This window comes from Streptomyces sp. SID13666 (assembly GCF_010548325.1).
In the GTDB taxonomy this organism is placed as follows: Bacteria; Actinomycetota; Actinomycetes; order Streptomycetales; family Streptomycetaceae; genus Actinacidiphila; species Actinacidiphila fildesensis.
The window spans coordinates 703914-730264 of record NZ_JAAGLX010000001.1; the positions used below are offsets into that span (position 1 = coordinate 703914).

Annotated in this window: 24 protein-coding genes and 1 pseudogene; 14 read left to right on the top strand and 11 right to left on the bottom strand. The window is 68.2% G+C overall.

What is annotated here, in order from left to right:
* Nucleotides 1-16 precede the first annotated feature (16 nt).
* Both G3I60_RS03415 and G3I60_RS03420 read right to left on the bottom strand, forming a co-directional pair.
* Complete coding sequence (locus tag G3I60_RS03415; RefSeq protein ID WP_164292286.1) at nucleotides 17-835, bottom strand: LLM class flavin-dependent oxidoreductase; 819 nt, start codon at nucleotides 833-835, stop codon at nucleotides 17-19.
* Nucleotides 832-1566: an alpha/beta fold hydrolase gene (locus G3I60_RS03420; RefSeq protein ID WP_239069460.1), complete on the bottom strand. Its 735-nt coding sequence runs from the start codon at nucleotides 1564-1566 to the stop codon at nucleotides 832-834. Before G3I60_RS03420 ends, G3I60_RS03415 begins: the two co-directional genes overlap by 4 nt.
* 220 nt (nucleotides 1567-1786) lie before the next feature.
* On the opposite strand from G3I60_RS03420, the gene G3I60_RS03425 reads away from it, so the two are divergent.
* The gene (locus G3I60_RS03425) at nucleotides 1787-2683 is read left to right on the top strand and encodes a LysR family transcriptional regulator (protein WP_164292285.1); all 897 of its coding nucleotides are present in this window, start codon (nucleotides 1787-1789) and stop codon (nucleotides 2681-2683) included.
* A 17-nt stretch (nucleotides 2684-2700) separates the two neighbouring features.
* On the opposite strand, the gene G3I60_RS45030 is transcribed toward G3I60_RS03425, so the two are convergent.
* The gene (locus G3I60_RS45030) at nucleotides 2701-2976 is read right to left on the bottom strand and encodes a hypothetical protein (protein WP_239069461.1); all 276 of its coding nucleotides are present in this window, start codon (nucleotides 2974-2976) and stop codon (nucleotides 2701-2703) included.
* A 334-nt stretch (nucleotides 2977-3310) separates the two neighbouring features.
* Here G3I60_RS45030 and G3I60_RS03435 point away from each other — a divergent pair, with 334 nt between their 5' ends.
* The 4 genes from G3I60_RS03435 to G3I60_RS03450 all read left to right on the top strand — a co-directional run bounded on the left by G3I60_RS03435 (nucleotide 3311) and on the right by G3I60_RS03450 (nucleotide 5770).
* Complete coding sequence (locus G3I60_RS03435) at nucleotides 3311-3760, top strand: SRPBCC domain-containing protein (RefSeq protein WP_164292284.1); 450 nt, start codon at nucleotides 3311-3313, stop codon at nucleotides 3758-3760.
* Nucleotides 3757-4095: a helix-turn-helix domain-containing protein gene (locus G3I60_RS03440; RefSeq protein WP_164292283.1), complete on the top strand. Its 339-nt coding sequence runs from the start codon at nucleotides 3757-3759 to the stop codon at nucleotides 4093-4095. Before G3I60_RS03435 ends, G3I60_RS03440 begins: the two co-directional genes overlap by 4 nt.
* Before the next feature lie 78 nt (nucleotides 4096-4173).
* Entirely contained in the window at nucleotides 4174-4986 is an 813-nt protein-coding gene (locus tag G3I60_RS03445) for an SDR family NAD(P)-dependent oxidoreductase (protein ID WP_164292282.1), read from the top strand.
* Between the two features lie 130 nt (nucleotides 4987-5116).
* A complete protein-coding gene (locus G3I60_RS03450) occupies nucleotides 5117-5770 on the top strand; it encodes a GNAT family N-acetyltransferase (protein ID WP_164292281.1) in 654 nt (217 codons plus the stop codon).
* A gap of 85 nt (nucleotides 5771-5855) precedes the next feature.
* On the opposite strand, the gene G3I60_RS03455 is transcribed toward G3I60_RS03450, so the two are convergent.
* The 5 genes from G3I60_RS03455 to G3I60_RS03475 all read right to left on the bottom strand — a co-directional run bounded on the left by G3I60_RS03455 (nucleotide 5856) and on the right by G3I60_RS03475 (nucleotide 14872).
* Complete coding sequence (locus G3I60_RS03455; protein WP_343240755.1) at nucleotides 5856-6230, bottom strand: hypothetical protein; 375 nt, start codon at nucleotides 6228-6230, stop codon at nucleotides 5856-5858.
* A gap of 5 nt (nucleotides 6231-6235) precedes the next feature.
* Nucleotides 6236-6979, bottom strand: coding sequence for a hypothetical protein (locus G3I60_RS03460; protein WP_164292280.1), 744 nt, complete (start codon nucleotides 6977-6979; stop codon nucleotides 6236-6238).
* A 30-nt stretch (nucleotides 6980-7009) separates the two neighbouring features.
* Nucleotides 7010-11683, bottom strand: coding sequence for a DUF6531 domain-containing protein (locus G3I60_RS03465; RefSeq protein WP_343241911.1), 4674 nt, complete (start codon nucleotides 11681-11683; stop codon nucleotides 7010-7012).
* Between the two features lie 264 nt (nucleotides 11684-11947).
* The gene (locus G3I60_RS03470; protein ID WP_343241915.1) at nucleotides 11948-13921 is read right to left on the bottom strand and encodes a copper resistance protein CopC; all 1974 of its coding nucleotides are present in this window, start codon (nucleotides 13919-13921) and stop codon (nucleotides 11948-11950) included.
* A gap of 138 nt (nucleotides 13922-14059) precedes the next feature.
* Nucleotides 14060-14872, bottom strand: coding sequence for a uracil-DNA glycosylase family protein (locus tag G3I60_RS03475; RefSeq protein ID WP_164292277.1), 813 nt, complete (start codon nucleotides 14870-14872; stop codon nucleotides 14060-14062).
* A 143-nt stretch (nucleotides 14873-15015) separates the two neighbouring features.
* Here G3I60_RS03475 and G3I60_RS03480 point away from each other — a divergent pair, with 143 nt between their 5' ends.
* The 4 genes from G3I60_RS03480 to G3I60_RS03495 all read left to right on the top strand — a co-directional run bounded on the left by G3I60_RS03480 (nucleotide 15016) and on the right by G3I60_RS03495 (nucleotide 19100).
* Nucleotides 15016-16647, top strand: a complete 1632-nt coding sequence (locus tag G3I60_RS03480) for an amidohydrolase family protein (RefSeq protein ID WP_164292276.1) — start codon at nucleotides 15016-15018, stop codon at nucleotides 16645-16647.
* A gap of 5 nt (nucleotides 16648-16652) precedes the next feature.
* Entirely contained in the window at nucleotides 16653-17039 is a 387-nt protein-coding gene (locus tag G3I60_RS03485) for a hypothetical protein (protein ID WP_164292275.1), read from the top strand.
* A 427-nt stretch (nucleotides 17040-17466) separates the two neighbouring features.
* Nucleotides 17467-18129 carry a hypothetical protein gene (locus G3I60_RS03490; RefSeq protein WP_164292274.1) on the top strand — a complete coding sequence of 221 codons (663 nt, stop codon included), beginning with the start codon at nucleotides 17467-17469 and terminating at the stop codon, nucleotides 18127-18129.
* Nucleotides 18130-18482: 353 nt separating this feature from the next.
* A complete protein-coding gene (locus G3I60_RS03495; RefSeq protein WP_164292273.1) occupies nucleotides 18483-19100 on the top strand; it encodes a hypothetical protein in 618 nt (205 codons plus the stop codon).
* 52 nt (nucleotides 19101-19152) lie between these two features.
* Here the strand turns inward: G3I60_RS03495 and G3I60_RS03500 are convergent, their stop codons facing one another.
* On the bottom strand, nucleotides 19153-20247 hold the full coding sequence (locus G3I60_RS03500; RefSeq protein WP_164292272.1) for a HAMP domain-containing sensor histidine kinase: 1095 nt from the start codon (nucleotides 20245-20247) through the stop codon (nucleotides 19153-19155).
* Between the two features lie 10 nt (nucleotides 20248-20257).
* The gene (locus G3I60_RS03505; protein ID WP_164292271.1) at nucleotides 20258-20953 is read right to left on the bottom strand and encodes a response regulator transcription factor; all 696 of its coding nucleotides are present in this window, start codon (nucleotides 20951-20953) and stop codon (nucleotides 20258-20260) included.
* An 87-nt stretch (nucleotides 20954-21040) separates the two neighbouring features.
* On the opposite strand from G3I60_RS03505, the gene G3I60_RS03510 reads away from it, so the two are divergent.
* Together G3I60_RS03510 and G3I60_RS03515 are read left to right on the top strand one after the other, a co-directional pair.
* Nucleotides 21041-22216, top strand: a complete 1176-nt coding sequence (locus tag G3I60_RS03510) for an endonuclease/exonuclease/phosphatase family protein (protein WP_164292270.1) — start codon at nucleotides 21041-21043, stop codon at nucleotides 22214-22216.
* The gene (locus G3I60_RS03515; protein WP_164292269.1) at nucleotides 22213-23322 is read left to right on the top strand and encodes a peptidoglycan bridge formation glycyltransferase FemA/FemB family protein; all 1110 of its coding nucleotides are present in this window, start codon (nucleotides 22213-22215) and stop codon (nucleotides 23320-23322) included. The genes G3I60_RS03510 and G3I60_RS03515 overlap by 4 nt, the downstream gene beginning before the upstream one ends.
* Nucleotides 23323-23406: 84 nt before the next feature.
* Here the strand turns inward: G3I60_RS03515 and G3I60_RS03520 are convergent.
* Nucleotides 23407-23556: pseudogene (locus G3I60_RS03520) on the bottom strand (UDP-N-acetylmuramoyl-tripeptide--D-alanyl-D-alanine ligase); the annotation flags it as partial.
* Between the two features lie 166 nt (nucleotides 23557-23722).
* Here G3I60_RS03520 and vanH point away from each other — a divergent pair.
* Genes vanH through vanX form a run of 3 tightly spaced genes read left to right on the top strand, consistent with a single transcriptional unit; the run spans nucleotide 23723 to nucleotide 26338 of the window.
* Complete coding sequence (gene vanH, locus G3I60_RS03525) at nucleotides 23723-24700, top strand: D-lactate dehydrogenase VanH (RefSeq protein WP_164292268.1); 978 nt, start codon at nucleotides 23723-23725, stop codon at nucleotides 24698-24700.
* Entirely contained in the window at nucleotides 24693-25733 is a 1041-nt protein-coding gene (gene vanA-Sc / locus G3I60_RS03530; RefSeq protein ID WP_164292267.1) for a D-alanine--(R)-lactate ligase VanA-Sc, read from the top strand. Before vanH ends, vanA-Sc begins: the two co-directional genes overlap by 8 nt.
* Nucleotides 25730-26338: a D-Ala-D-Ala dipeptidase VanX gene (gene vanX, locus G3I60_RS03535; protein WP_164292266.1), complete on the top strand. Its 609-nt coding sequence runs from the start codon at nucleotides 25730-25732 to the stop codon at nucleotides 26336-26338. The genes vanA-Sc and vanX overlap by 4 nt, the downstream gene beginning before the upstream one ends.
* Nucleotides 26339-26351 lie beyond the last annotated feature (13 nt).

A 26351-nucleotide genomic window follows, 5' to 3' on the forward strand; every position in this document is an offset into this window, starting at 1 on the left:
TGCGGATGTCGATGTCTCAAGGCTCTACCGGTCCGTCGCGCAGTACGCCTCGCACCTGGTCCAGCGACACCGTTTCCGGTGGGAACTCCGTCAGCCACCAGGTGGCTCCCGCCGTGGCGTAGGGCGTCGGATCGGCGCCGGGTGGGAGGGCGACGGCGATGTCGTACGGGGTCGTCCGTCCCCGGCGGAGCTCGGTGACGGTGGCGACGATGTCGGCGAGCTGGTCCGGGTGTTCGAGATTGACCGGGAAGAAGCCGTCGTGCCCGGCTGCGCGGCGCAGCGGTTTGACGTTGCCGGGAAGCCCCGCCACCCACACCGGCACGCCGGGCCGCTGCACCGGCCGGGGGAGGAAGGAGATGCCGTCGACGGTGTAGTGCCGGCTGTGGTGGTGCACCGGCTTGCCGGACCATGCGGCGGTGAGGATCTCCAGGGACTCGTCGACCATCTGCCCCCGCCGGCGGTCGTCGAGTTCCTCGCCGGTCGCGCGGAGCTCGTCGGCGAAGCGGTCGCTGCCGAGACCGACGCCGAGGGTGAGGCGGCCGCCGCTGAGCCGGTCCAGCGTCGCGGTCTCCCTGGCGACCTTGGGCGGCCTGCGACGGGCTAGAGGTGTGACCATGGGGCCGAGCCGAAGGTCCTGGGTGGCGGTGGCGATGGCGGCCAGCGTGATCCACGGGTCGGCCACCCGCCGGATCGGCGCCCGCCAGCGCAGGTGGTCCCATACGAACACGCCGTGCCAGCCGGCCTCCTCCGCCTCGGCGGCGAGACGTGCGACCACCATCGGTTCGGCGAGATCGTCGAAGATCGGCAGCCAGAGGGCCGAACGCAACCGGGTCATGTCCGGCCGCCTGTGGTGTGCCGGATCAGAGCGGGTACGAACACGTCCCACAGCGGCCTCGGGAGGTCGTGCCCCGCGCCTTCCAGGACCAGCAGCTGAGCACCGGGAACCGTGTCGCGCAGCGCCTGCCCGTGGGGGAGTGGGAGGAACGGGTCATGGTCGCCGTGCACCACCAGAGTGGGCGCCTTGATGTCGGCGAAGCCGTGGGACGGCCCGTCGAAGGTCATCGCGTAGTGGTTGGTCAGGGTGGACGCGATGTTGCGTGTGCGGGTCACGTCCCGCTCGACCAGCGCACGCGTGGCGGTTTCGTCGAAATAGGGCGAGCCGCCCGAGTACGCCTTTGCCGAGGCGACGACGAAGTCCACCACCGCGGCGTGATCGGCGGGGTCCGGGTCGGCGGGGGTGTTGCCGGTGAGCTCGGGCGACGGCGGTGGGAGGTGGTCGTCGCCCGTGGAAGTGGAGACGAACGTCAGTGACGCGACCCGGTCGCAGTGGCCCACTCCGAGAATGAGCCCGATTCCGCCGGACATGGACCGGCACACGATGTGGGCGCGCTCGATGTTCAGGGCGTCCAGGATGCCGAGTGCGTCCCCGGCCAGGTCGGTGAACGTGTAGCCCGGGTGCCCGGGCGGGTAGCTGGTGGATCTGCCGGTGTCCCGGTTGTCGTAGCGGATCACGAACCGGTCGCCGTGTGCGAGCTGTTCGCACAGTTCGGCTTCCCACCAGAGCATGGAGGCGGCCGCACCATCGATGAGGAGGACCGCCGGGTTCGCGGGGTTTCCGAAGGTCTCGACGCACAGCTCGATATCGCTGAATTTCGACGAGCTTCTCGCCGTGGGAAAGGTTGTGGGTCATGAACCCCACGCTAGGCCAGGCCATCCATCGCGAAAAGCGATAGAATCCGATCAAAGCAATCACGATCAGCGATGTCTAGTGCTACGAGGGGACCGCGTGCCTGACGTCGAACTGCGGCATCTCACCACGCTGGCCGCCGTCGCTGACGAGGGCTCGTTCGGGCGGGCCGCCGCGCGGCTGGGGTACACCCAGTCGACGGTGAGTCAGCAGATCGCGGCGTTGGAGAAAGCCGTCGGCGGTGCCGTGTTCGACCGGCCCGGCGGGCCGAAACCGGTGCGGATCACCCCGCTCGGCGCCGTGGTGCTGGCACACGGACGCGAGTTGCTGGCGAAGGCCCAGTCGATGGCAGCGGCCGTGGACCGGTTCAAGGCCGGCGACGGCCGGGTCGACATCGGCACCTTCCAGAGCGTGTCCAACGTGATTTTGCCGCTGGTCGTCCGCAGGCTCCGGGACGAGCACCCCGGCTGCGACATCAGGCTGTTCGAGGAGGAGACCGACCGGCCACACGTCGGTGAACTCGACCTGATGTTCTTCGACGGCCGTGTCGACGGCGACGTCGAACACCTCAAATTGCTCGACGATCCCTACTTGCTGGTGGCACGCCGCGGCACTTTCCCCGACGGACCGGTGGATCCGGCCGGACTCGACGCCGCACCGATGGTGGCGCACCCACCGATCTGCGACCAGGCCCGGCTGGAGCAGGCGCTCGCACACCGCGGCGTGCGGCCGCGGATCGTGTTCCGCACCGCCGGCAACGAAACCGTGCTGTCGATGGTGCGCGCCGGCATGGGTGTGGCGGTACTGCCGCAGCTCGCCGTCCGCGGTGCCGACGTCGGCTCCGATGAGTCGCTGTCCATCCACGAACTCCGGCCGGCGCTCCCGCCACGCGAGATCTTCCTGCTGTGGCAGGCGGATCGGACCCACTCCCCACTCGCGGCACGGGCGATCGAGATCGCCGTGGACGTCGTAGGCATGATCGCCGAGCGCGCGTGAGCAGGGAGGGGAGCCGGTCATGACTCGGTGTGTGACAGGGCCGCGGGTGGCGCAGTCGCCCCGCGATGCTTGATGTTGACGGCTGAGGCCTTGGCCAGTGCAACCGGGTTCAAGAAGCGCAGCGGACCGATCAGGCGGGATGCGAACAGATGCATGTGCCGGGGCGCCGATTCATCGCGCGCTGCCGCCGAGAACATCAGCCGCTCCATGGGATTGAACGGACGGGCCTTGGCGAAGTCGGCGGCCAGAAACTGGTGGCCGCGCAGCCGGCGCCGGTGCCTGCGCGCGTACATCGCGAGTGACCTGTCGAGGTCGCCCCCGGCTGGCTGCGGCCGGGGGCGACCGCCTCTGCCAGCCATAGCGCGGACTGCAGGGCCCACCCGCATCCCCACAGGGGATCGCCGGTCAGGACGGCGTCGCCGATGAACGCGACGCCCGGTGCGGTCGGTTTGCGGCTATGCAGCGGGTAGTTGCCCGTCGGGTGCGTGGGCAGTTGTCAAGAGAGTCATGGATCGGGTGATGTCGCCGCGGAGCGCACTCGCGCTCGTTGCGCAACAAGAGGTTGCGGATGGCCGGTGCCGCCACTAGAGTCATGTGCAACCAATGGTTGCCTATCGGAGGTCCGTGATGGAGTTCGGAAAGCTGGAGCGCGAGATCCGGATCGACGCGGCACCGGAGATCGTGTTCGATGTGGTGAGTCGTCCCGAGCACATCAAGATGTGGTGGTCCGATGACGCGTCGTTCGAGCCTGTGCCAGGAGCGGTCGGCGAACTGGTGTGGGGCGACCGTGCCGGGGTCGAAGCGATCACGGTGGTCGACGTGGATCCGCCCCGCAGGTTCGCGTTCCGCTGGGTCGCTCCTGAGGGTCAGTTGCCCGATGCGGACAACTCTCTCCTGGTCACCTTCGAGCTCGAGCCCTCCGGAGACGGCACGATCGTGCGCCTGATCGAGAGCGGCTGGCGGGAGAAGGGCTGGGAAGCCGCCGTGCTCGAGGAGTCCTTCCACGACCACGAGCGCGGCTGGGACCTGTTCCTGCCCAGGCTGCAGAGCTACGCCCCTTCCGCGGTGACGCAGTGACCGTCGCCGTCGACGACGAACTCTGGTCGGCGATCGGCGACCCGAGCAGGCGCCGCCTGCTCGACCTGCTGCTCGCGGAAGGAGTCGGTACGCCGACCAGCCTGAGCGAGCATCTCCCGATCTCGCGCCAAGCGGTCACCAAGCACCTGGGCGTCCTCGATCGCGCAGGCCTCGTGCACGCGACACCGATGGGCCGCGAGCGGCGCTACGAGGTCGACGAGGCGCAGCTGGCCCGTGCCGTCCGGCAGCTGAATGAGGTCGGCAAGACGTGGGATGCGCGACTGAACCGCATCAAGCGCATCGCGGAAGAGATCCAGCGTCAGAGGCGCGACTGACCGACAGGCCGCCGGGCGAGATCACACCGCGCTGCCTGCGTCATCATCCGGAAGAACCAGTCACCTGTGGAGGACACCATGAGTGGATTGCTGCTCGGCGACAAGAACGCCGTGATCTATGGAGGCGGGGGCGCCATCGGCGGCGCCGTCGCGCGGGTGTTCGCCCGGGAAGGAGCGAGGGTCTTCATCGCCGGGCGGACGCAGGCGAAGCTCGACGCCGTGGCGCGTGATATCGCCGCTACGGGAGGAAGGGTCGAGACCGCGCAGGTCGACGTTCTTGATCAACAGGCGGTCGCGAAGCACGCCGATGCGGTCGCGGCGACGGCCGGCGGCATCGACATCGCCCTGAACGCCGTGAGTGTCATGCACGACCAGGGGACCTTGCTGGCGGACCTCTCGCTGGAAGAGTTCATGCGGCCGATCGATGGCTTTCTGCAGACGTTGTTCATCACCAGCAAGGCTGTGGCACGGCACATGGGCCGCGAGCGTCCTGGCGTCATCCTGACCCTGTCCGAGCCGGGTTCGAAACTGGCGGTGCGCGGCATCCTGGGGCACAGCGTGAGCGCGGCCGGCAAGGAGGCCTTCTCGCGGGTTCTGGCCGCGGAGCTGGCACCCGACAACATCCGGGTGATCTGCATCCGTCCACACGCTGTCGTCGATGCGCCGGCAGCCGGTTCCTACACCAAGGACCTCTTCAAGCAGACCGCGACAGCGGCCGGGCAGTCGGTCCAGGAAATGCTCGAAGGCGGGGGGATGGTGCAGGGGACGCTTCTCAAGAGGCTGCCCACGCTCTCCCAAATCGCGGAGACAGCCGCGTTCCTGGCTTCGGATCGGGCTGGAGCCATGACCGGAACCATCGCCAACCTGTCCGCCGGCGCGCTGGTCGACTGAGGCCGCCATGTCCGGTGGCGATCGCTTGCGGTCCTCGGTCGGGCGACCTGCTCCTATGGTCAACTCCCACCCCTGTTGAGTAAGGTGCACTACGAACTAGCACCTATTACCCATCAGGGGGCGGGCGGCGATGCCGGACACCAGGATCAGTGAGCTCGCGCGGATGTGGATCAGCGGCTGGGTCGTCTCCCGCGGCAGCTCGGACCCGATCGACGAGCCGTGGGGGTGGACGATCGACGTCGGGCAGCCCCAGCACGTCGCCCGGCACGTGCTGCCGGAGCCCTCCGAGGCCGATGTGCGCAAGATCGTCGCCGCGACGAGCGCGCCCGGGACGTGGCTGAAGCTGTTCGCCGAGGAGCAGGCGGTCCTGCCCTGGGCCGGGCCGGGCTGGCGGTGCGACAGTCCCGGGTTTCTGATGACCTGCCACCTGGGACCGGAGCACCCTGAGGTGCCGGCCGGGTACACGCTCACCAGTTGGACCCGGGGTGGCGTCGGCCGAGTGCTGGTCCGCACGCCTGCCGGGCACTTCGCCGCCCGTGGACAGATCGCTCAGGCAGGCGCCCATGTCGTGGTCGACCAGGTCGAGACCGCCGCCGAGCACCGGCGCCAGGGGCTCGGCGGCCTGGTGATGCGCACGCTGCAGAGCACCGCGTACGAAGCCGGTGCAAGGACCGGCGTCCTGGTCGGCACGCCCGAGGGCCGGGCGCTCTACTCCTCGCTGGGCTGGACCATGCACTCCCCGATGACGAGCCTCTGCTACGAGCCGTCGGCTGCCGCTCGGTGAGATCGCTCTCCGGCCAGGCCTCGCCTTCGGAGAAGGCCCATGCCCGATGTGCCTGGAGCGGCTCTCCCTGAGGCGGTCCACGGTCTCAGGGCCGCTCCTCGGCGTTGCCGGCGGCGTCGGCACTGCCGAGGAGCGGTCTCCAGGGCAGGGCGTCGCGCCAGCGCCCGTCGTCGCGGGCCCAGCTCTTGACCACGTCGGCCACCACGTCATGGCCGTACATGTCGAACGGGGCGGGGACGTCGGCCTGGAAGTGGGCCTGGGGCCCGCCCTCGCGGTACTCGATCAGGCAGCTCAGGTCGTCGTTGAGGTGGACCTGGATGAAGTGTTCTCCCGGCAGTGGCGGATCGACGCGTTCGACGATGACGAATCGATGAAGCAGGTTCATCTCGCTGAGCAGGTCGTACAGCTGGTCCTCGTGGGGGTCGTCCCACGTGTCCCCGCTCCAGGTCCGCGCCCGCACCCGCGTCACGATCCGCTGCCCGCACCCGTCACGTTCTGCTCGGCGTACTTCAGCAATTCATCGATGGTGATCTCGCGCTTCCCCGAGGCCCCGGAAAGGGTCAGCGCCGTGTCCCACTCGGCCCGGGAGACCTCGCCGGCCGCGTTCTCCCATTCGACGTGACTGCCGGGCGCGTCTTCCAGCAGCGGCAGTTCGCGCAGCAGCCGGGACAGGGGTGCCAGAACGCGGTCGGGGCCCTTGCTGCCGCCCTGGGTGCGGGTGTTGGTGTAGCTCAGCTTCAGGAAGGGCACCTGCTCGCGCTCCAGCTTGGTGGGCTGCAGCATCTTCCTGAACCTTTCCCACGCCTCGTCCTCGGTCTCGGTCCCGGAGAATTCGTTCCGGTATCCGGGAAAGACCGCAAGCGTCGCCTGGTGGAGCTCGGGAAGCGCCTGGGAATGGTAGTCGTGCACGGCGCGACCCACCGCGACAATGGTGTCGAACTCCCAGCCGGGATACGAGAACCCCCCGACGGCGACCAGTGGCCGGTCCCCGGCGGCGAACTCCGCGCTGTGCTCACGGGCGAACTCCAGAACGGCGCGGGCCAGCCCCGCGTCGTACCGGCCCATGACGTTCATCTGCAACGACCGGCTCTTGTCCGGGGTGAGGACAGCGTCGAAGTTGAACACCGCGCGCGACCAGTGCCAGGCGTCAGGCAGCCCCTCGACCGGTGTGGCGCCCGGGAGCGCGGACACCGTGGATGTGAGGTCCATCGTCTGTCTCCTTCTCGTTGTCCCGCCCCGTTAGGTGCAGGAGTAGTTCGGCCCCGTGTCCTGGCGGTAATTGTCCATTTGAGAGCCGCCGCGCGAGTTCTCGCTGCGGGTCATGGGCTCCAGGTTATCGACGTCGTTGTAGAAATCGGCGCGCGCGGCGCGGTCGGTGTTGAAGCCGGTCTCGTTGTAGTGGTCGACACACGGGTGCAGGTGTTCGTAGGTCAGGATCTTCGGGTCGCCGGGAATGGACTCACCGCGGGAGTTGAACCAGTCGAGTTCGCTGCGCGGGATCCGCTGGCCCTTGTTGGGCCCGTCCAGGTAGACCGGCGTGCCGCCCTGCGCGATGCCCTGCTCGGTCCATTTCGCGGTCATCGCGTCATGGGTGGTCTGGCGGTAGCTGCTCGGGAACTCGCTGTCGCGGTTGTGTCCGACCGACGGCGGGGAGTTCGGGTCGCGCATCCACAGCCCTCCAGGGCCGTTGATCGAGGCGAGTCCGAGCGGGTCGCAGAAGGTGAACGGGTTGGTGACGTAGGCGTAGTCGTTGGGGTCCGGGGACAGGCCGAGCGGGTCCGGGGAGAGGTAGCGGGCCGTATCCGGGTCGTAGTGCCGGAAGTAGTTGTAGTGCCAGCCGGTCTCCGGGTCGGCGTACTGCCCGGGGAAGCGCAGCGGGCAGTCCACCTCGGCGCCCTCGGAGGAGCCGGGGAGGGGCGTGCCCCAGGTGGTGGTGCGCAGCTGCCAGGCCAGCCGGCCGTCGGGTGAGACGAGTTCGGCCGGGGCACCGGACAGGTCGGTGACGATGGCGTGGAAGCGGACGTCGGTCACGGAAGGGTCGGAACGGCCGGGCTCCCGGTCGAGCTGGGTCAGCGGCCGGTGGGTGCCGGAGGCGTAGTCCCAGGTGGTCGCGGCGCCCGTGCTGGTGATCTGCTCGGCCAGCCGGGTGCCGTCCCAGCTGAAGCGGGTCTCCTGCGCGACCGTGCCGTCCTCAGCGAGGCGCTGCTTGGCCGTGCGGCGGCCCGCCGGGTCGTAGTGATAGGCCCACCGGGTGCCGTCGGAGGTGACGGTGCCGGTCAGCCGGTCGTCGCTGTTCCAGGTGAAGGTGCTGGTACGGGTCTGTCCGTTCAGCAGCCGTGTGTGGCGGCGGATCAGCCGGCCCTGGGCGTCGTACTCGTAGGTGGTACGGCCCGACCGGCGCAGACGGTTGCCGGTGAACTCGCGGGTGGGATCCGGTGCGCCGGTCTCCGGATCGGTACCGGCGTGGGCGGGGGTGTCGGCGTGTGTGAGGTTTCCGGCGCTGTCGTAGGCGTAGGTCTCGGTCCACCCGTGGGCGTGCACCGCGGTGACGCGGCCCTCCGCGTCGAGGTCGAAGCGCCGACTGCCGCTCGTCAGTTCCTGAATCCCGCCGAGGAAGCCGTCGGCGCGGTAGGCGTACTCACGCTGCTGCAGGATGGAGCCGGCGGCGCTCCCGCCGTGCGACACGGTCTGGGCGCTCAGCCGGCCACTGACGTCCCAGCTCTGGGTGAGCGAGAGATCGGGTCCCAGGGCGCGGGAGGTCTCCCGGTTCACCTCGTCGAAGTCGAAGTCGATCCGGTTGCCGTCGGTGTCCAGGGTCACGGGCCGGCCTGCGGCGTCGTACGTCCAGGTGGAGAGGGTGCCGGCCGGGGTGCGCCGCTGCGTGCGCCGTCCGAGGACGTCGTAGGCGTAGGTCGTCGTGCGGCCGTTGATGGTCTCCGAGAGCATCTGTCCGAAGACGTCGTACTCGTGGTCCACGGTGGTGGTGGCATTGGCGGCGCGGAGCACGCCCCCGGCCGGGTCGTACGTGAAGGTGCTGGTCCCGTGGACCGAGTGCTCCTTCACCGGTCGTCCCAGGACGTCCCTGACGAAGGTGGTCGTCTCGCCCGCGCCGTTGGTCCGGGCGGTCAGCTGCCCGGTCGGGTCGGGCGTGTAGCGCAGGGTCCGGCCGGCGAAGTCCGTCTCCTGGACCAGCCGGCCCGCCGCGTCGTACTCGTAGTCCCAGGTCAGGCCGCGGGGATCGGTGACGGTGGCGAGCCGCGCCTCGGTGTCGTAGCCGAAGGTGTACCGCGTGCCGTCCGCGGTGGTGCGGGTGGCCGGGTGGTGGAAGTGGGTGAAGGTGTAGCGGGCCGTGTTCCCGATCCGGTCGGTGTGCGCGACCAGATTGCCCTCACCGTCCCACTCCCAGGTCTCCAGGGCGCCGTCCGGGGTCTCGCGCCAGGCGGGTTTGCTCTCGGTGGTCCAGCCGTAGCGTTCGACGCGCCCGAGGGCGTCGGAGACGGTGTGGACGCGGCCGAACGCGTCGCGTCGGGCGGTGGTGGTGTGGCCGAGCGGGTCGGTGAGCACGAGGGGCAGCCCGGCCGGGTCGGCGGTCACCCGCCGGGTGTGGCCCTGGGCATCGGTGGTCGAGGACGGGCAGCCCCGCTCGTCGTACGTGTAGCGCGTCGTTGCGCCGCCCGGGTCGACGACCGACAGCCGGTTGCCCCGCTCGTCGTATGTGTACCGCCAGGTCGCGCCGTCCACTTCGACGACCTCTACGGGCTGCGCCCGGTCGTTGAAGACGGCCCGCATGGTGAGTCCGTCGGGCCGGGTGAGGGAAGCGACGTTGCCGGCTTCGTCGTAGCCGTAGCTGACGGTGCGACCGAGGGCGTCGGTCACGGAGTCCAGGCGGTTGTCGGCGTTCCACTCGCGGATGGTGGTGTTGCCCTCGGCGTCCGTCCGGGCGGTGAGCTGACGCAGTTCGTTGTACCGGTAGGTGGTGGTGTGGCCCAGGGAGTCCGTGTACCGGTTGACTCGGTTCTCGGTGTCGTAGTCGATGACGCAGTCGAGGAAGCCGTCCGAGCCCGTACCGCGGACACAGCGGTCCGCGCTGTCGTACTCCAACCGGTACCAGCTGCCGTTGCGGTCGACGCGCTCGATGATCCGGCCGTCCGCGTCGTACGCGAGAAGTGCCGCGTGGCCCACCGCGTCGACGACGCGGGAGAGGTCACCGTTGACGTCGTAGGCGTAGCGGCGCAGGACGGTGCCCTCGGGGCCGTCATCGGTGTCGAGCAGACGCAGGGCGGTGATACGGCGCTCATGCGTCTCGACCGCGATCCGGTAGCCGCCGCTGTGCCGGACCTCGACGGGCGTGCCGTCCTCCAGCCGCTCGATGTCGATGCGGTGGCCGTTGCGGTCGGATATGGCACGCAGCGGCAGCGCCACCAGCCCGTTGAAGGCGCCGGGAGGCGGCTCGGCCAGGGTGAAGTGGCGGGTGTGGCCGGTCGCCGGATCGGTGATGCGTATCTCTCCGCCGGGGGTGCCGTCCCAGTGCAGCGGCCAGCGCGGGCCGTGGTGCGGCAGGACCGCCATGTCGGGGCGGGGCACGGAGTAGGCCAGCAGCATCCCGTCCTCGGCGGCGAGGACGAGCCCCTCGGCGTCGGCCTCCAGCCGCTGGTCGAGGGTGGAGGTCCATGACGGGCCGAACCAGACTCCGGAGCGGTACGACGAGATGTGGGTGCGCTCGATGACGAGCTGGAGCAGGCCGGGCAGCTCCACGTCCGTCTCGGAGAGGAGCATTTCACCGGAGACCATGTCGATCGGGTCGCCGCCCTTGCAGCGGCCCTCCATCGGCTTGCCCGCGCCGATTTCGTCCTTGGCGCCCTTGCGCAGGGAGTTGTAGGCGTCCCGCAGGCCCTGGCCGCCCTTGCGGAGGCTGTTGGCGACGTTCTCCAGGGCCTTGCCGCTCTTGAGGAGCGCGGGCAGGTTCTTGGCCATCTTGGCGAGGCCGCCGAGGGTGGTCAGGCCCTTGAAGCCGGGGATGCAGTCCATCGCGGCGAAGAGCACGTCCCAGAGGCCGGCTTTGCCCTGCGCGTATTTGATGAGGGTGTCGGCGAGCACCACGAGGGCTGCGGCCAGCACGATCCAGGCGAGCGGCCCGCCGATGATCATCACGATGATACCGAGGACGGCGACGATCACCTTGCAGACGGCGACGATCTCGTCCCAGTGGTCGGCGACCCAGTCGACCGCCTTCTCCCACCAGTGCTTGTTCTTGATGCCGGCGTCCGAGGCCTCGTGCAGGGCGTGTTCAGCGGTGCTTGCGGCGGTGTCCCGCAGATGGGCTGCCTGCGCGGCGAGTTCTTTCGCCGCGTCCAGGCGCTGCTGGGCGTCGTGGACGGCGGTGTTCGCGGACTTCTGGGCGTTGGAGGCGTCCAGAGCGTTACGGGTGGCGGTGCGGACCTCTTCTGCGGACGGCGGTTCCACGCCCGGCTTGGGGTCGGCCTGGTACTCCTTGGACTTGTCGCCGGCCCGCTTCACCCAGTCATTGGCGTTGGTCTGGGTGGCTTTGGCGGCATCGAGGTCCTGGCGGGCGGCACGACCTTGCGAGAGGGCCCGGTCGGCGTCGGCCTGTGCGGTCTCCAGCTTCGGCCAGTACGTCTCCAACGCCCCGGACGCCAGCCGGTAGGACTTCTCCAGTTTGTCCAGTTCGCCGGGCAGGTCGCCGAACTGCTCGCGATACGCGTCGGCTGCCAGGCCGGCCCAGTCCTGCACCGCGTTGTTGCCGCTCAGCCCGCGGACGGACCGTAGGGCCGAGGACACGTCGTCGGCGAAGTCGCCCAGTTTGCGGGCGAGTTCCTTCACCTCGTACGGGTCCCCGGGGACCGGATCCCGGTCCAGGTCCAGCACATGCCAATCCGTCGGACGATTCGCCACTTTGTGCCCCCGTGCATCCATCACCGCCGAACGTTCGACGTTTTGCTTGAGCTTGACCTTATCGACATTCGGGTGGCGGAGGCACATCCGGAAGCGAAGCCTCCACCCGACCCCCACGTCCGAGGGTCCGGAAGGTGCGGTTGACGGTCAGGAAGACTGCCGGGGGCAGCAGTTCGGTTCCCGGTCCGGCGCGCCGGTGGGCATCGAGGCGCACGTCGGCCGCAGGGAAGGCCGCGGACGGGAGAGGAACCGCGCGGGCTGCCGTCATTCCTGCGGAGCTTGGTCCGGCGCGATGTTCACGTCTTTCGTCGTGGTGATCTGATCGATCTCCGAGGTTCGTACCGTGACATTCATCGTCCAACTGCCCGCCATGGGGAGCTTGACGCTCTCCGTGCCCCAGTAACCCCCACGGTTGACGATCTTGGAATCCAGCGGGCCGATACTCTGTTTGCGCAGCGTGAAGGTGATGCGTAGTTCTGGGACGGTTGCGATGCCGCCGTCCCCGGCGAAAATGACCGCCTGCAGCGTGTTGTCACCTACGCGCGCGGGTTCAAGGGTCACTTGTACCTGTCCACGCCCGCCGTGGGTGCCCATGTCGAAGGGGACCAGCACGGTGGCAATGCCTGGGACGGTTGTCGAGGCGGCTTCGGCGGACTGCTCGATGGTTGCTCGACCGGGTTGCGTTCCGGTGAGGGCGGTGGAGATCGCCAATACCGCGATGCCTATGGCAACTTCCGTTCCGACCGTGCGGAGCAGTCGGCGACGTGGGCTGGGAGAGGAAGCCGGCTCAGTGGGATCCGGGCCGGAACCGACGGCGGGAGGGTCGTCGTCCGGTGCCGGGAGCGAGCGGCTGCCACCTGCCTCGTGTGATACGCCGACCAGTGCGCTCACATGGGCGGACGCTCTGCACGCCAGGACACGCGGTTCACTGGAATCGCGGATCAGCTCGCCTGTCCACTTGCGTGAATAGGTCGCGGCGGCCAGCAGTCCGAGAACGACAAGGGTCTTGAGGGTCAGCCATCGTCCGTAGGACGTGCCGGTGAGGGCATCCCATGAGCCGAGCTGACGCCAGGACTGGTAGATGCCGGTCCCGAGGAGAGCCACGACCGAGGCGAACGCGATGCGTGAGAACCGGGAAATGGCAGTGACCGGTAGTGAAGAGTCCTGGGACGAGCGTCGGAGGGCGATGAACAATGCGGCCAGACCCCCCATCCACAGGGCCATGGCCAGGAGGTGGACCATCGCGACCGGGATCGCCAACGGCACTTGAATGCCCACCGAGGCGTGTTCCGCTGCCGCCCAGGTCAGCGCGAGGGCGAGCGCCAGAACGACGCCTGTCACGATCAGAGTCCGGTGTCCTGCCCGCTCCGGCCACCAACCGGCCGTGGCGTTCTCTTTCCCGGGTGGGTCCCGAACCAGCGTGTGGCTCAGCGTCCTTGTGGTCAGGAAGAGGAAGATGCCCGCTACGGCGAGAAGCGCGATTCTCCCACCCAGCGCCGCGCCGGGCCTGGTGTCCAGGGTCCGACGCACCGCGGCGAGCTCGAAGCCGGAGCCAGGACTGCTGCCCGTTTCATACGGGCCGCGCAGGATGAGCATGGCCAGCGTCGAGACGAACAGGACGCACCAGCCGGCGACCGCGAGCCGTTGCAGCCGACGCTGCCCTGCGCCGGCCGGCCAGCACACCAGCACGAAGGCCGTTGTACCGACAAGCAGCGAAAACCCTAGGTAGGCAACGTATCTGCCGAGGTCGTAGAGACGCCCCGCGGCTGTGTCGCCGGCCGACGACCGGGGCACGATCGCCGACGTCGCCGAAGGCTCGCCGACCGAGAAGGTGAAGGCGCCGGAGATCGGGTGGCTGTCGGCGGACACGACGCGCCACGCGACCGTGAACGTACCCCTGGGCATGTTCCCGCGGAGTGTGGTCTGCACGGTGCCGGACTTCCCCGCGGCATGCCTGGGCTGTCCCTCGTTGACGCGCCGACCGCCAGGGTCGAGCACCCGGATGGAGTCATCGGAGACCGTGACTCCCTCGGTGAAGGTGAGGGTGACGACCGTCGGTGCTCTCTTGACAATGGCACCGTCCGCCGGGTCGCTCCCACGGAGTACCGCGTGCGAGGCGGCAGAGCCGGCCCCGCCGAGCAGGACCCCCACAGCGACGCACAACAACAGGAGGACGCGCCCCAGGCTTCTACCTCGCGTTGTCCTCTCATCGCGAAGCCGTGCCCGTACCGACCGCACGGGGCGAGCGGCAACACACTGCGCGGAGACACAGAGGGAGACAACTGCGGCGAGGAGCATGCCAAGGAGTACGCACTCCGGCCCTCATCTGCTCAGTAAGCCGAAGGAGGAGTGTCCTGCGGTCACTCAGGCTCCGCGTCAGAAAGGTCTGAGGTCCTCCGGGATCCGCACGGTGATCGTGGCGCGCTTCTCGGCGGAAGTGGCCCCCTTTCGGGCGGCCCATGGCTCGTCGGAGCGCATCCACGCGGGCAGACCCGGCGGCAGGTCGGCTTCGGGGATGGTGGCGAGGTCCGCGGCTGTCAGGGTGCTGCCGTAGCGGACCAACGGTCGGTCGGTGTCGGCGGTGACCGTGCCGTGGAGGGCGTCGAGCGCCGTGTTCCAGCTGGTGAGGAGTTTGGTCATCGCCTCGATCGGGTCGGCGCCGGACGCGGCGGCGCTGTCGGGGTAGGTGGGGTGGAGCACGTGCTGGTAGGCGCCGGTGAAGGCGGCGCCTGCCGGGGTCTTGCGCCAGGTGTGGAAGGCGGTGTCGGCGAGGCTGCCCAGCGCGATGACGGCCTGGATCGGGTTGTGCCCCGTCAGGGCGTCGAGCCAGGCGTGCCGGTGGAGGGCGATGTCCGGGTCGGTGGCGTGCGCGTTGCCGGCGTGCTGGCCGTACACGCTGTACAGATAGGTGTTGACCATGACGTAGCTGGTGTCGATGCCGAGCTTGCTCAGGAAGCCCTGGAAGCGGCGGCCGGCGGTGCCGACGAGGATGCGGCGGGCGATGGCTTCGTGGGCGGCGGGGTCCTGGCCGAGGACCAGGACGCGGGCGGTGCCGTCGAGCCGTCCACGGTGGAAGATCGGGCCCCACTCGATGCGGAAGTCCTCGGCCGGATAGACCTCCGGGCCCGGGTAGGAGCGCGCCAGGGTCGCATAGGGCTCGAGGGCGTAGCCCGGGTCGAATTCATGCACGTGGGGCTCCTACTCCAGGTGGGCGAATGGATATGCCAAATGGTGACATATCGGTAGGCGCACGGCATTCTGGAAGAGGGCCATGGTATTGGCCCGAACGCTTCGACGGTCGTCCCTTGTGGGCGCAGCGAAGGGACGCACCTATGCCGCCCCCAGCCAACGCCCCGGACACCTCACCGTTCGCACTGCGCGGGCGGCTTGTCACCCTCGACCCGCACAACACCGTCGTCGCCGATGGTGTTCTGTACATCAGGGACAGGGTGATAGAGGCGGTGCAGCCTGCCGGGGCGCCCGCACCGCCGGGGTTCGAGGACATCGTTCCGGTCGTCAGCGGCGGCACGATATACCCCGGTCTGATCGAACTGCACAACCATCTGCCCTACGACGTTCTGCAGTTGTGGCCGGTGCCCAAGAAGTACAGCAACCGGTCGCAGTGGGGCGGTAGCCGGAACCCCGACTACCACCGCCTGGTGACCGGACCGATGACGGTGCTCGGCGAGGATCCCCGGCTGATGCCCGCCGTGGTGCGGTACGTCGAGGCCAAGGCCCTGGTCAACGGGACGACGACGAGTCAGGGCATCGCCCTGTTCAGCAACGCCGGGGCGCGCCGGATGTATCGGGGGATCGTTCGCAACGTCGAGCAGACCGACGACCCCGCGCTGCCGGAGGCCGGCTCCCGGATAGCCGATGTCGAGGCGGTGGACGCGGCCCGGTTCCTGGCCCGGCTGCGGCAGCCGCACCGGCTCCTGCTGCATCTGGCCGAGGGCACCGACGCTGCCGCGCGTGCGCACTTCCAGGCTCTGGAGTTCCAGCCGGGCCAATGGGCCATCACGGAGAACCTGGTCGGCATCCACTGCACCGCGCTGACGGGCGCAGACTTCCGGATACTCGCCGACCACGGCGGCTCGATGGTGTGGTCGCCGCTGTCCAACCTGCTGCTGTACGGGAAGACCGCCGACATCGCGGCCGCCAAACAGGCCGGCGTTCTCATCGGACTGGGCTCGGACTGGGCCATCTCCGGAAGCAAAGGCCTGCTCGGTGAACTCAAAGCCGCCCGTCTGGCATCCGACGCGGCTGGGGGAGTGTTCTCCGACCGCGAACTGGTCGCCATGGCCACCCGGGACGCGGCCACGATTCTGCAGTGGGACCAAACCCTCGGCTCGCTGCGGCCCGGCATGCGCGCCGACCTGCTCACCATCTCCGGCGCTGCCGGCGATCCCTACGGATCCCTGATCGACGCCGGTGACGAGGACATCCGCCTCGTCACCATCGACGGCGTCGCCCGCTACGGCACCCGCCGGCTCATGACGGCCCTGGCTCCCGGGGCGCCGCTGGAAGACACGGCCACGGGCGCCCCCGCCGATCATGTACTCAACCTCCAGCAGGATTCCGCCGACCCGATCGTCGCCGGGGTGACGCTGGCCGAGGCCACCAGCCGGCTCTCCCACGCGCTGCACGACCTGCCGGCGCTGGCAGCACGAGCCGCGCAGCCGCGGGTGACGGCCCGGCCCGACGGCGACCTGCACTGGCAGCTCGCACTCGACGAGATACGACCCACCGGCGCGGAGCTGCGCCCACGCCTGGCACTGCGCGGCAACGGCGGGCAGCCGACGGGGCCGCAGATCGCAACACGCCTTGCGCGGCAGGACCGGCTCGTCCCACTGTCCCTCGACGGCTTGACCGCCTCGTCCGACACCGCCTTCCTCGCCCTTCTTGCCGACGAGCCCAACCTGCCCGACCACTTCGGAGCCCAGCTCTCCGAACTCCTGACCTGACGGACTTGAACGACTCGACCCGGACTTCGTTCCTCGGATGCGAAGCGCCGGCGGTACCCGGCGGATACCTCAGCTGGCGGGAACCGGTCACCGACCACTGGTGGCAGCAGGTCTGGTTCGACACCGCCAAGCCCCAGTTCCGCGACCTCGGAAAGCTGGCCGCCCGCGCGGGCAGCCTGCGCTCCGCCATCGATTCCCGCACCAAGACGGCGCTACGCATCGCCGACAGCGGTCCGCAGTCCGACCGCTTCACCTCAGCGAAGACCCTGACCGCGCTGGTCAAGAAGTCCACCACCTCACGCGCCGACGCCTGGCGGACCCAGATTCAGGGTCTCCAGTCAGGTCAGACGCTGGAAGGCACCTGGGAAGGTGGAGCTCGGGACCATGGGTGAGGGGAGAGCGGACCCCAAAGGCCCCAAGGACCCGAAGGGCCGTAAGAATCCCGGGAGTTCGGAGGGCTCCGTGGGCTCCGAGGACAGCAAGGCGCGCGCGGATCGGATCCATGCGCTGATCGAACGGTCCAAAGCCGGTCGGACACCAGAGGAACCGCCGGAAGACGAAGAGCCTCGTGCAGCCAACCCGCGCGATGCGATTCACCGCCGCATGCGCGAACTTGACGCCGACGCGTCAGAGGTTCCGGACTCCGATGACCCCGCGGCCCCGAAGGGGGACGCGACTCCCAAGGGGCCGGCCTCCCCGCCGGGCAGGGCGTAGCGCCCGGACGCGTGAAATTCCACCTCGACGCCGTGTTGTGCGTGCCCATCGCCTATGCCCCCGGTCTACTTTCGGTCCGTCCGTCCCCTCAGTCTCGGAGGCTCTATGGACTGGTCCCGGCCCATGCTCGCGGCGAGCGGCAGGCGATTCCTGGCAGTGGTCCCGCTGCTCGGCGCAGCGGCGCTACTTCTCCTCGGATGCTCGTCAGGTGGTGGCAACGACAGCTCCTCCGGCGGGACGTCCGCCACTTCGGAGGAGTCTCTCGACCCGAACGCAACCCCACCGGTGGAGGGCTCGGAAGAGTCCAGCGAGGGTCAAAAAAGAACTGCGAAGCCGAACGGCGGCTTCAAGGACGGTCCCAAACCGTCCGCCAAATTCTCCGGGCAGTGGCCCAACCCGGTCAATGTGGATGTGAATAACACCACCGGAGCCGCCTACGAAGCGCAGTTGGAGTTCCATGACTGCACCCCCGGGCAGCCGGCCCAGTCGGTGAGTAGACACATCTCGGTGGCGCCGGGGGCGACCTACTTCGACGAATTCCATCTCGCCGCCACTGCACCGCGCATTACGCACACTATGTGCGGCATCCTGGTCCAGGACGGCGGCGGCCCCGTCACCACGTTCAGCGATCCGATCCATCCGCCCTCGTCCGCCCCGCCCGTACCCTCTGACACCCCCGACAGCCCCGATACCCCGGACAGCCCCGACACCCCCGATACCCCCGATGTCTCCGAAGGACCCGCGACGTCCGACGCGAGCACACCCTGAGCCCGGCCGATCCGGCCCCCGAGCCGGCCCCCGTCCCAGACCCTGCCCCGGCCCCTGTTCCCGACCCGGGCGCCGATCCCGGCACCGGCGGGAACGGGGGCGATGCCGGTGAGCCCGAAGCGGGTCCTTCACCCTGGGCCGGTTGGCTGGGTACGCTCACCACGCTGGTCGCACCCACCACGCTCATCGGGGCGCTGCTGCTCTACTTCGGTTTCGCCTACACCGACGCGCTGTACGAGCAGTTCGGGATCGACGCGGCCACCCTGGGCTTCTCCACCCAGGACTACGCCCTGCGCAGTGGCGGCGCGCTCTTCCTGCCCATCGGGGCGGCGCTGGTCGTCGGGTTGCTGGGGGTGCTCGCGTACTACCTGGTCGCGTCACTCGGCCGGTCGGACGCGCCCACCCCGCCGTACGTCCGTTGGGCTTCGCTCGCCGTGATCGCGTGCGGGCTGCTGCTCTTCCTCGTCGGGCTGCTCTGCGGGTTCGATGTGCTCTACGCCGGCTCGCTGGGAACACCGCTGTTCCTGGGCGGTGGTCTGGTGGTTCTGATGTACGGGAGACTGCTCCTCGTCAAGATTTCCGGCGGCCGGTACCCGGTCCTACGGGAGAAGGCCGCGCTGGCCATCGTTGCCGCGCTGATCGTGCTCTCGTCGTTCTGGGCGGTGAACATCTATGCCCAGGACCATGGCAAAAGCGACGCTGCTTATCTGACGAACCGTCTGTGGCTCAGACCGCAGGTGGTGCTCGACACCACCGAGCGGCTGTACTTCCAGTACCCGGGAGTGCAGGAGACCGTCCTTCCCGAGGGCACACCGCAGCAACACTTCAGGTTCCGCTACCGGGGACTGCGCTTGCTTGCCCAGTCCGGCGACCGGATGTTCATCATTCCGCAGTCCTGGACTGTGGATCGCGGAAACGTGCTGATCATCCCGTTGGACGCCAACGTCCGGGTCTCCTTCCGACCCGGCTGAGCCACGGAAGACTCCGCCGATTGTGGTCAGGTCCCAGCACCCGCTCAGTTCTTCACGCGTCGGTGCACGGGGATGTCGCGGGTAGTTCCACAGTGATGCGGATCCCGCCGGCAGAGCGCGGGGTGAGGGTGAGGGTTCCGTCGTGTGCCTGGGTGATGGTTTTGACGATGGCCAGGCCCAGACCGACGCCTGTCCGGGCGGTGTGGATGCGCTCAGTACCGCGCTGGAAGGGTTCGGTGAACGTCGCGACCAGGTGCGGCGAGAGCTGCTCGCCGGTGTTTTCGACGGTGAGTACCACGGTCTTGGGGCCGACGCTGGTGTGGACCCATACGCTGCCGTGTTCCGGCAGGTTGTGGACGATCGCGTTCTGTACGAGGTTCGTGGTCAGCTGCAGCAGGAGTGCCGGCGATCCGTTCGCCGGGGCGACGTCGCCGCTGGTTTCGAGGGTGACGCCATGCTTCTCCGCGAGGGGGAGGAGTGTCTCGGTGGCTCCTTCCGCCATGAGGGACAGGTCGACCGGTTCCCGGGTGAAGGACCTCTGACCGGCGCGGCTGAGCAGGAGCAGTGCCTCGGTGAGGTCGATGGCTCGGGTGTTGACGGCGTGGAGGCGGTCGACGAGTTCACCGGTGTCGTGGTTCGGATCGGTGCGGGCCACGTCGAGCAGTGCCTTCGAGATCGCCAGCGGGGTGCGCAACTCATGGGAGGCGTTGGCTGCGAATCTCTGCTGTTCGGCGTTGTGCTCTTCGAGACGCGCGAGCATGGCGTCGAAGGCGTCGGCGAGTTCGCGGAACTCGTCCTTGCTGCCCGGTAGCCGGATCCGGTGAGAAAGTGATCCGTTCGTGGCCATGCGGGTGGCGTGTGTGATGCGGGTCAGGGGGGCGAGCATGTGGCCGGCGAGGATCCACCCTCCTACGAGGCCGAACACCAGCAGGATCGCCAGTACTGCGGCCGCTCTCGGCGCGAAGACGTTCAGGAGGCCGGACCGGATGGGAAAGACACCATGCGTGGGCTTGTCATCAGGGTTGATGAGCATCGCACGGTCCGGGACATAACGGAGGAGGAACACCCACACGGCCGCGAGCAGCAAGGCACCGGCCACCATGAGGAATCCGGCGTAGCTGAGGGTGAGTTTGAGGCGAACGCTCATCCCAGGTGCCCTATCCACGGTCTTCTCCTCCGTGGACGGCCCCGGGTTGCGTGTCGATGCGGTAGCCGACGCCTGGCACGGTGGTGATGATCCAGGGTTCGCCGAGGCGTTTGCGCAGGGCCGAGACCGTGATGCGTACGGCGTTGGTGAACGGGTCCGCGTTCTCGTCCCACGCGCGTTCCAGGAGTTCCTCGGCGCTGACGACACCGCCTTCGGCGGCGACGAGGACTTCGAGCACGGCGAATTGCTTGCGGGTGAGCGCGACGTAGCGGTCGTCGCGGTAGATCTCGCGGCGGAACGGATCCAGGCGCAAACCTGAGATCTCTCGTACGGGAGGCCTGGTGTGCGCACGCCTGCGGTCGAGTGCTCTGAGCCTGAGCACGAGTTCCTGTAGTTCGAACGGTTTCGTGAGGTAGTCGTCGGCGCCGAGTCCGAAGCCGGAGGCCTTGTCGTCGAGACGGTCGGCGGCGGTGAGCATGAGGATCGGCATGCCGCTGCCGGAGGCGACGATGCGTTTGGCGATCTCGTCGCCGGACGGTCCGGGGATGTCGCGGTCGAGGACGGCGATGTCGTAGGTGTTGATGCCCAGCAGCTCCTGAGCGGTGTCGCCGTCCCCCGCGATGTCGGCGGCGATCGCTTCCAGGCGTAGACCATCGCGGATGGCTTCTGCCAGGTAGGGCTCGTCCTCGACGATCAGCACACGCATGTTCTTCAGGCTACGGGTCGGCGCATATCGTCGGCGTATCGAAATCCGCATACGTGCGGGCAACACCGCGCCGCCTTGACTGGCGGTATGAGCCGAACCCCACCAACAGCGGAGACAGCGCAGGACAGCCCGGGGGATACCCGCGCGACAGGTACCGGAACGGGTGTTCCGGCGGCCGGCACGGGCGGGACCTGGCGCGCGGGCGTTCGCCGGGCGATCCTTCCCCGAGTTCTCCGTTGGGCTCGAGCAGGGGATGCCCCAGTCGGCTTCCGGGCGGGGTTCTGGAAGCGCGGCCTGGTGCTCGCGGCACTGGCGCTGCTCCTCGGCCTGCTCATGCTGCTGCACGCGAAGATCCCGAATCGGACCGTGGGACTCGGCAGCCTGGTGGAGACCTTCCTGCCATGGTTCGGCGGGTTCATCCCGCTGCTGCTGGCCGGTGCGCTGTGGCGCCGCTCCGCCTCTGCGGTGGTCGCGCTGCTGCTGCCGGTGACGATGTGGTTGACCCTCTTCGGCGGGATGCTGGTCGACAAGTCCCACTCCGGCAGTGACCTCACCGTGGTGAGCCACAACGTCGGCGCCGACAACCCCGACCCGGCCGGCACCGCCCGCGACCTGGCCGCCTCCGGTGCGGACCTGCTGGCACTGGAGGAGTTCACACCGCAGGCCCTGAACACGTACGAGAAGGAGCTGGCGAAGCTGTACCCCCACCACACGGTGCGGGGAACGGTCGGACTGTGGAGCAAGCTGCCACTGTCCGACACCCGGCCGGTCGACATCGAGACGGACTACGGTCCGCTGGGGGACACCAAGCCGATGGAGGTCAAGATGGCCTACAACCGGGCGCTGCGCACCACGGTGAGCACCGATCACGGGCCGTTGGCGGTGTACGTGGCCCACCTGGGGTCCGTGCGGGTGAATCCCAGGGCGGGCTTTTGGACAGGCTCGCGGGACAGAGGCGCGCAGGCACTCGGCAAGGCCATCGCCGCCGAGGGGAACGAGCGGGTGGTGCTGCTCGGCGACTTGAACGGCACCATCGACGACCGAGCGTTCGCCGGCATCACCTCGCAGCTGCGCTCGGTCCAGGACGCGGCCGGGGACGGCTTCGGCTTCAGCTGGCCGGCGAACTTCCCGGTGGCGCGGATCGACCAGATCCTGGTCCGCGGTGTCCAGCCGAGAAGTTCGTGGTCACTGCCGGCCACCGGCAGTGACCACCTGCCGGTGGCGGCCGGCATCAGCTGGTCGACCGGCAGGGGGCGGGCGTGAGGCCGACCGTCGGGCCGATCAGCGCGGCCGAGCACCTGGAGTTCGTGCGGGCCCAGCGGTCGGTCAGTTTCCTGCAGACCCCGGCATGGGGCCGCGTCAAGACCGAGTGGCGCAGCGAGTCCCTCGGCTGGTTCGACGGTCGGCGGCTGGTCGGTGCCGGGCTCGTCCTGCACCGACCGGTGCCGCGGTTCGAGCGCTTCAGGCTGGCCTATCTGCCCGAGGGCCCGGTCATCGACTGGGCCGGCGACATCGACGCGTGGCTCGACCCGCTGGCGGCGTACCTCAAGGCGCACGGCGCGTTCGCGATCCGGCTCGGCCCGCCGGTGTGCACGGACTCCTGGAGCGCGGCCCAGATCAAGGAGGGTATCGCCGACCCGGGCGTCCAGCGGCTGACCGAGCTGCGGAGTCAGGGGGCCGGCCCGGTCGGCGCCCACGTGACCAGCCGGCTCAGGGATGCCGGCTGGCTGCCGCAGAGCCCGGAGGACGGGTTCGGGGTCGGGCATCCGCAGTTCAAGTACGAGGTTCCGCTGGCCGGCAGGACCGAGAGCGACGTGCTCAGGGGCATGAACCAGCAGTGGCGCCGCAACATCAAGAAAGCGGCCAAGGAGGGAGTCGAGGTCACGGTCGGTGAGGACCTGAAAGCATTCCACGACCTCTACATCCACACCGCTGAGCGCGACCGCTTCAGGCCCCGGCCGCTGCGCTACTTCGAGACCATGTTCGCGGCGCTGAGCGCCGAGGACCCCGAGCGGATCAAGGTCTATCTGGCGCACCACCAGGGCGATCCGGTCGCCGCCGCCATCCTGGTCCGCGTAGGCGCCCGCGCCTGGTACTCCTACGGCGCCTCCTCCACCGGGAAGCGCGAGGTCCGCGGCTCCAACGCCTGCCAGTGGGCGATGATCCGCGACGCGCTGGCGGCCGGATGCGACGTCTACGACCTGCGCGGCGTCACCCCCACCCTCGACGCCGACGACCCGCACGTCGGACTGATCCAGTTCAAGGTCGGCACCGGCGGTCAGGCGGTGAGATACGTCGGCGAGTGGGACCTGCCGCTACGGCCGATGGTCTACCGGGCTTTCGATCTCTATATGAGGCGCGGGCGATGAGTCCGTATCTCAGGCGAGCGCGGCGGCGACCATGTCGAGGTGCGCCCCGCGGGAGGCCTTGACGAGCACCACATCGCCGGCGACGACGTGCTCGCCGGTGAAGGCGACGAAGAGGCCGCCCGGCTCGACCTGCCGGCCGTCGAGCACGGCCGGCGCGGTCACCGTCACGGAGCTGTCGCCCTGGACCCTCCCGCCGACGACCTCGGCGATCTCGCCGAGGCTGAGCGGGATCATGACCGCGCGGCGCGGGGGCCGCCGAGCGGGAGCAGGCCGGCAGGGCAGAGGCTGCGGGAGGCTGTTTCGTCGAAGGGCATTCCTTCATTGAAGGCCGGGTGGTGTATCGCCGGCATATCGAAAACCCCATACGTTCCGGCAACGTCACACTGCCTTGACTGGAGGCATGACCCACAGCGAACCGGCCCACATCACCATTTACGGGTGTGGCCCGGATGAGGCCGTTCTGTTCCGAGAGCTGGCGCCGCGCTTCGGCGTAACGCTGACCATCACGGACGCACCGGTGTCCGAAGCCAATAGTGAACTGGCATCCGGATGCCGATGCATCAGCGTCGGCCACAAGACTCAGGTCACCAACGCCACTCTTCTCGCGCTTGGCCAAGCCGGCGTGACGTACCTCTCCACGCGGAGCATCGGCTGCAACCATATCGATGTGGAGTACGCGGACAGCATCGGCATTTCAGTGGAAAACGTCAGCTACTCGGCAGACAGCGTGGCCGACTACACGTTGATGTTGATGCTGATGGCACTTCGGGACATGAAATCCATCATCCGCCGCTCGGACCTGCACGACTACCGATTGAGCGACGTGCGCGGGAAAGAGCTACGTGATCTGACCGTCGGGGTGATCGGCACCGGACGCATCGGCGCAGCGGTCATGGACAGACTACGGGGTTTCGGCGGCCGAATCCTTGCCCATGACAATCGTCCCACGGCCGTTGCCGACTACGTTCCGCTCGATGAATTGCTGCGGCGGAGCGATGTGGTCACACTCCATGCACCGCTCAACGCGGATACGCACCATCTGCTGAATCGGCAGCGTATGGAGCTGATGAAGCACGGTGCGCTGATTGTCAACACCGGGCGTGGTGCGCTGATCGATACCGAGGCCCTTGTGCAGGCATTGGAAAGCGGCAGGTTGGGCGGTGCGGCGTTGGATGTCCTCGAAGGAGAGGAAGGAATATTCTACGCCGACTGCCGGGACAGACCCATGGAGAGCAAACCGCTGTTGCGGCTGCAAGAGCTGCCGAATGTGGTCATCAGTCCGCACACCGCCTACTACACGGACCACGCCCTGAGCGACACGGTGGAAAACTCCCTCACCAACTGTCTGGCATTCGAAAGAAGGAATCAGCATGGCTAGGTTGAAGGTCGGAATCATCTTCGGGGGCCGTTCCGAAGAGCACCCCATCTCCGTCAAGTCCGCGCGAGAGGTGGCACGAAACCTCGATATCGAAAAGTATGAGCCCTTCTACATCGGGATCACGAAGAGCGGTGCCTGGAAGCTCGGTGACGGGCCCGACGCGGATTGGGAGAACGGCAACTGCCGCCCTGCTGTGCTGTCACCGGACAGCAGCGTGCACGGACTGCTGGTCCAGGAGCAGGGGCGATACGAGACGATCCGCCTGGACGTCGTGTTGCCCGTTCTGCATGGCACACTCGGCGAAGATGGCGCGATGCAGGGTCTGCTGGAGCTCTCCGGCATCCCCTACGTCGGCTGCGACGTCCAGAGTTCTGTTCTGTGCATGGACAAATCCCTTGCCTACATCGTCGCCGGAAGCGCGGGAATCGCCACGCCGAACTTCTGGACCATCACGGCGGACGAAAAGATCGATCCCGGCCGGCTCACCTATCCGGTCTTCGTGAAGCCGGCCCGTTCGGGGTCGTCCTTCGGCGTCACCAAGGTATCCCGGGAAGAGGAACTCCTGAGTGCGGTGGACGTCGCACGGCAGTACGACTCGAAGGTCTTGATCGAAGAGGCTGTCGTCGGCAGCGAGATCGGATGCGCCATCCTGGGGAACGATCAGGATCTGGTCGCGGGCGAGGTGGATCAAATCGCTCTCTCCCACGGCTTCTTCAGGATCCATCAGGAGGACCAGCCGGAGACCGGTTCCGACAACTCAGCGGTCATCGTTCCCGCCGCCATCCCGGAAGAGTCACGATTGCTCGTTCAGGAGACGGCAAAGGCCGTATACCGCGCCTTGGGATGCAGGGGACTGTCGCGGGTGGACATGTTCCTCAAGGACGATGGAGAAGTGGTCCTCAACGAGGTCAACACCTTGCCGGGCCTGACCTCGTACAGTCGCTATCCGAGAATGATGGCGGCCGCAGGGTTGCCACTTTCCGAGGTGATCGACCGGACGGTGTCTCTGGCATTGGCGGGAAAAAGGCGATGAAGGCTGACTTCGTCTTTGTGGACGAGCTTGCATCCGGAATACGCTGGGACGCCAAGTACGCCACGTGGGACAACTTCACCGGTAAACCGGTGGACGGGTATATGGCAAATCGAGTTGTCGGTACGAGGGATTTGTGCGCAGCCCTGGAACGAGCGCGGGAGAAGGCCCAATCCCTTGGGTTCGGTCTGCTTCTCTGGGACGGTTATCGCCCCCAGCGCGCCGTCGACTGCTTTCTGCGCTGGTCGAAGCTTCCGGAGGACGGCCGGACGAAGTCACGACACTATCCGAACATCGGCAGAGCCGAGATGTTCGAGAGGGGATATGTGGCCGCGAAGTCGGGCCACAGCCGGGGCAGCACCGTTGACCTCACCCTCTACGACTTGTCCACCGGTGAACTCGCTCCCATGGGCGGCGACCATGACTTGATGGACGACATCTCACATCATGGAGCAAAAGAGATCGGACACGGCGAAGCGAGAAACCGTCAGAAGCTTCTCTCCATCATGGAGGCCAGCGGTTTCAGCGCCTACGATTGCGAGTGGTGGCATTACACTCTCGAGGACGAACCTTATCCTGACACCTATTTTGATTTCCCCATCGCGTAGTTCGTCCGGGCCG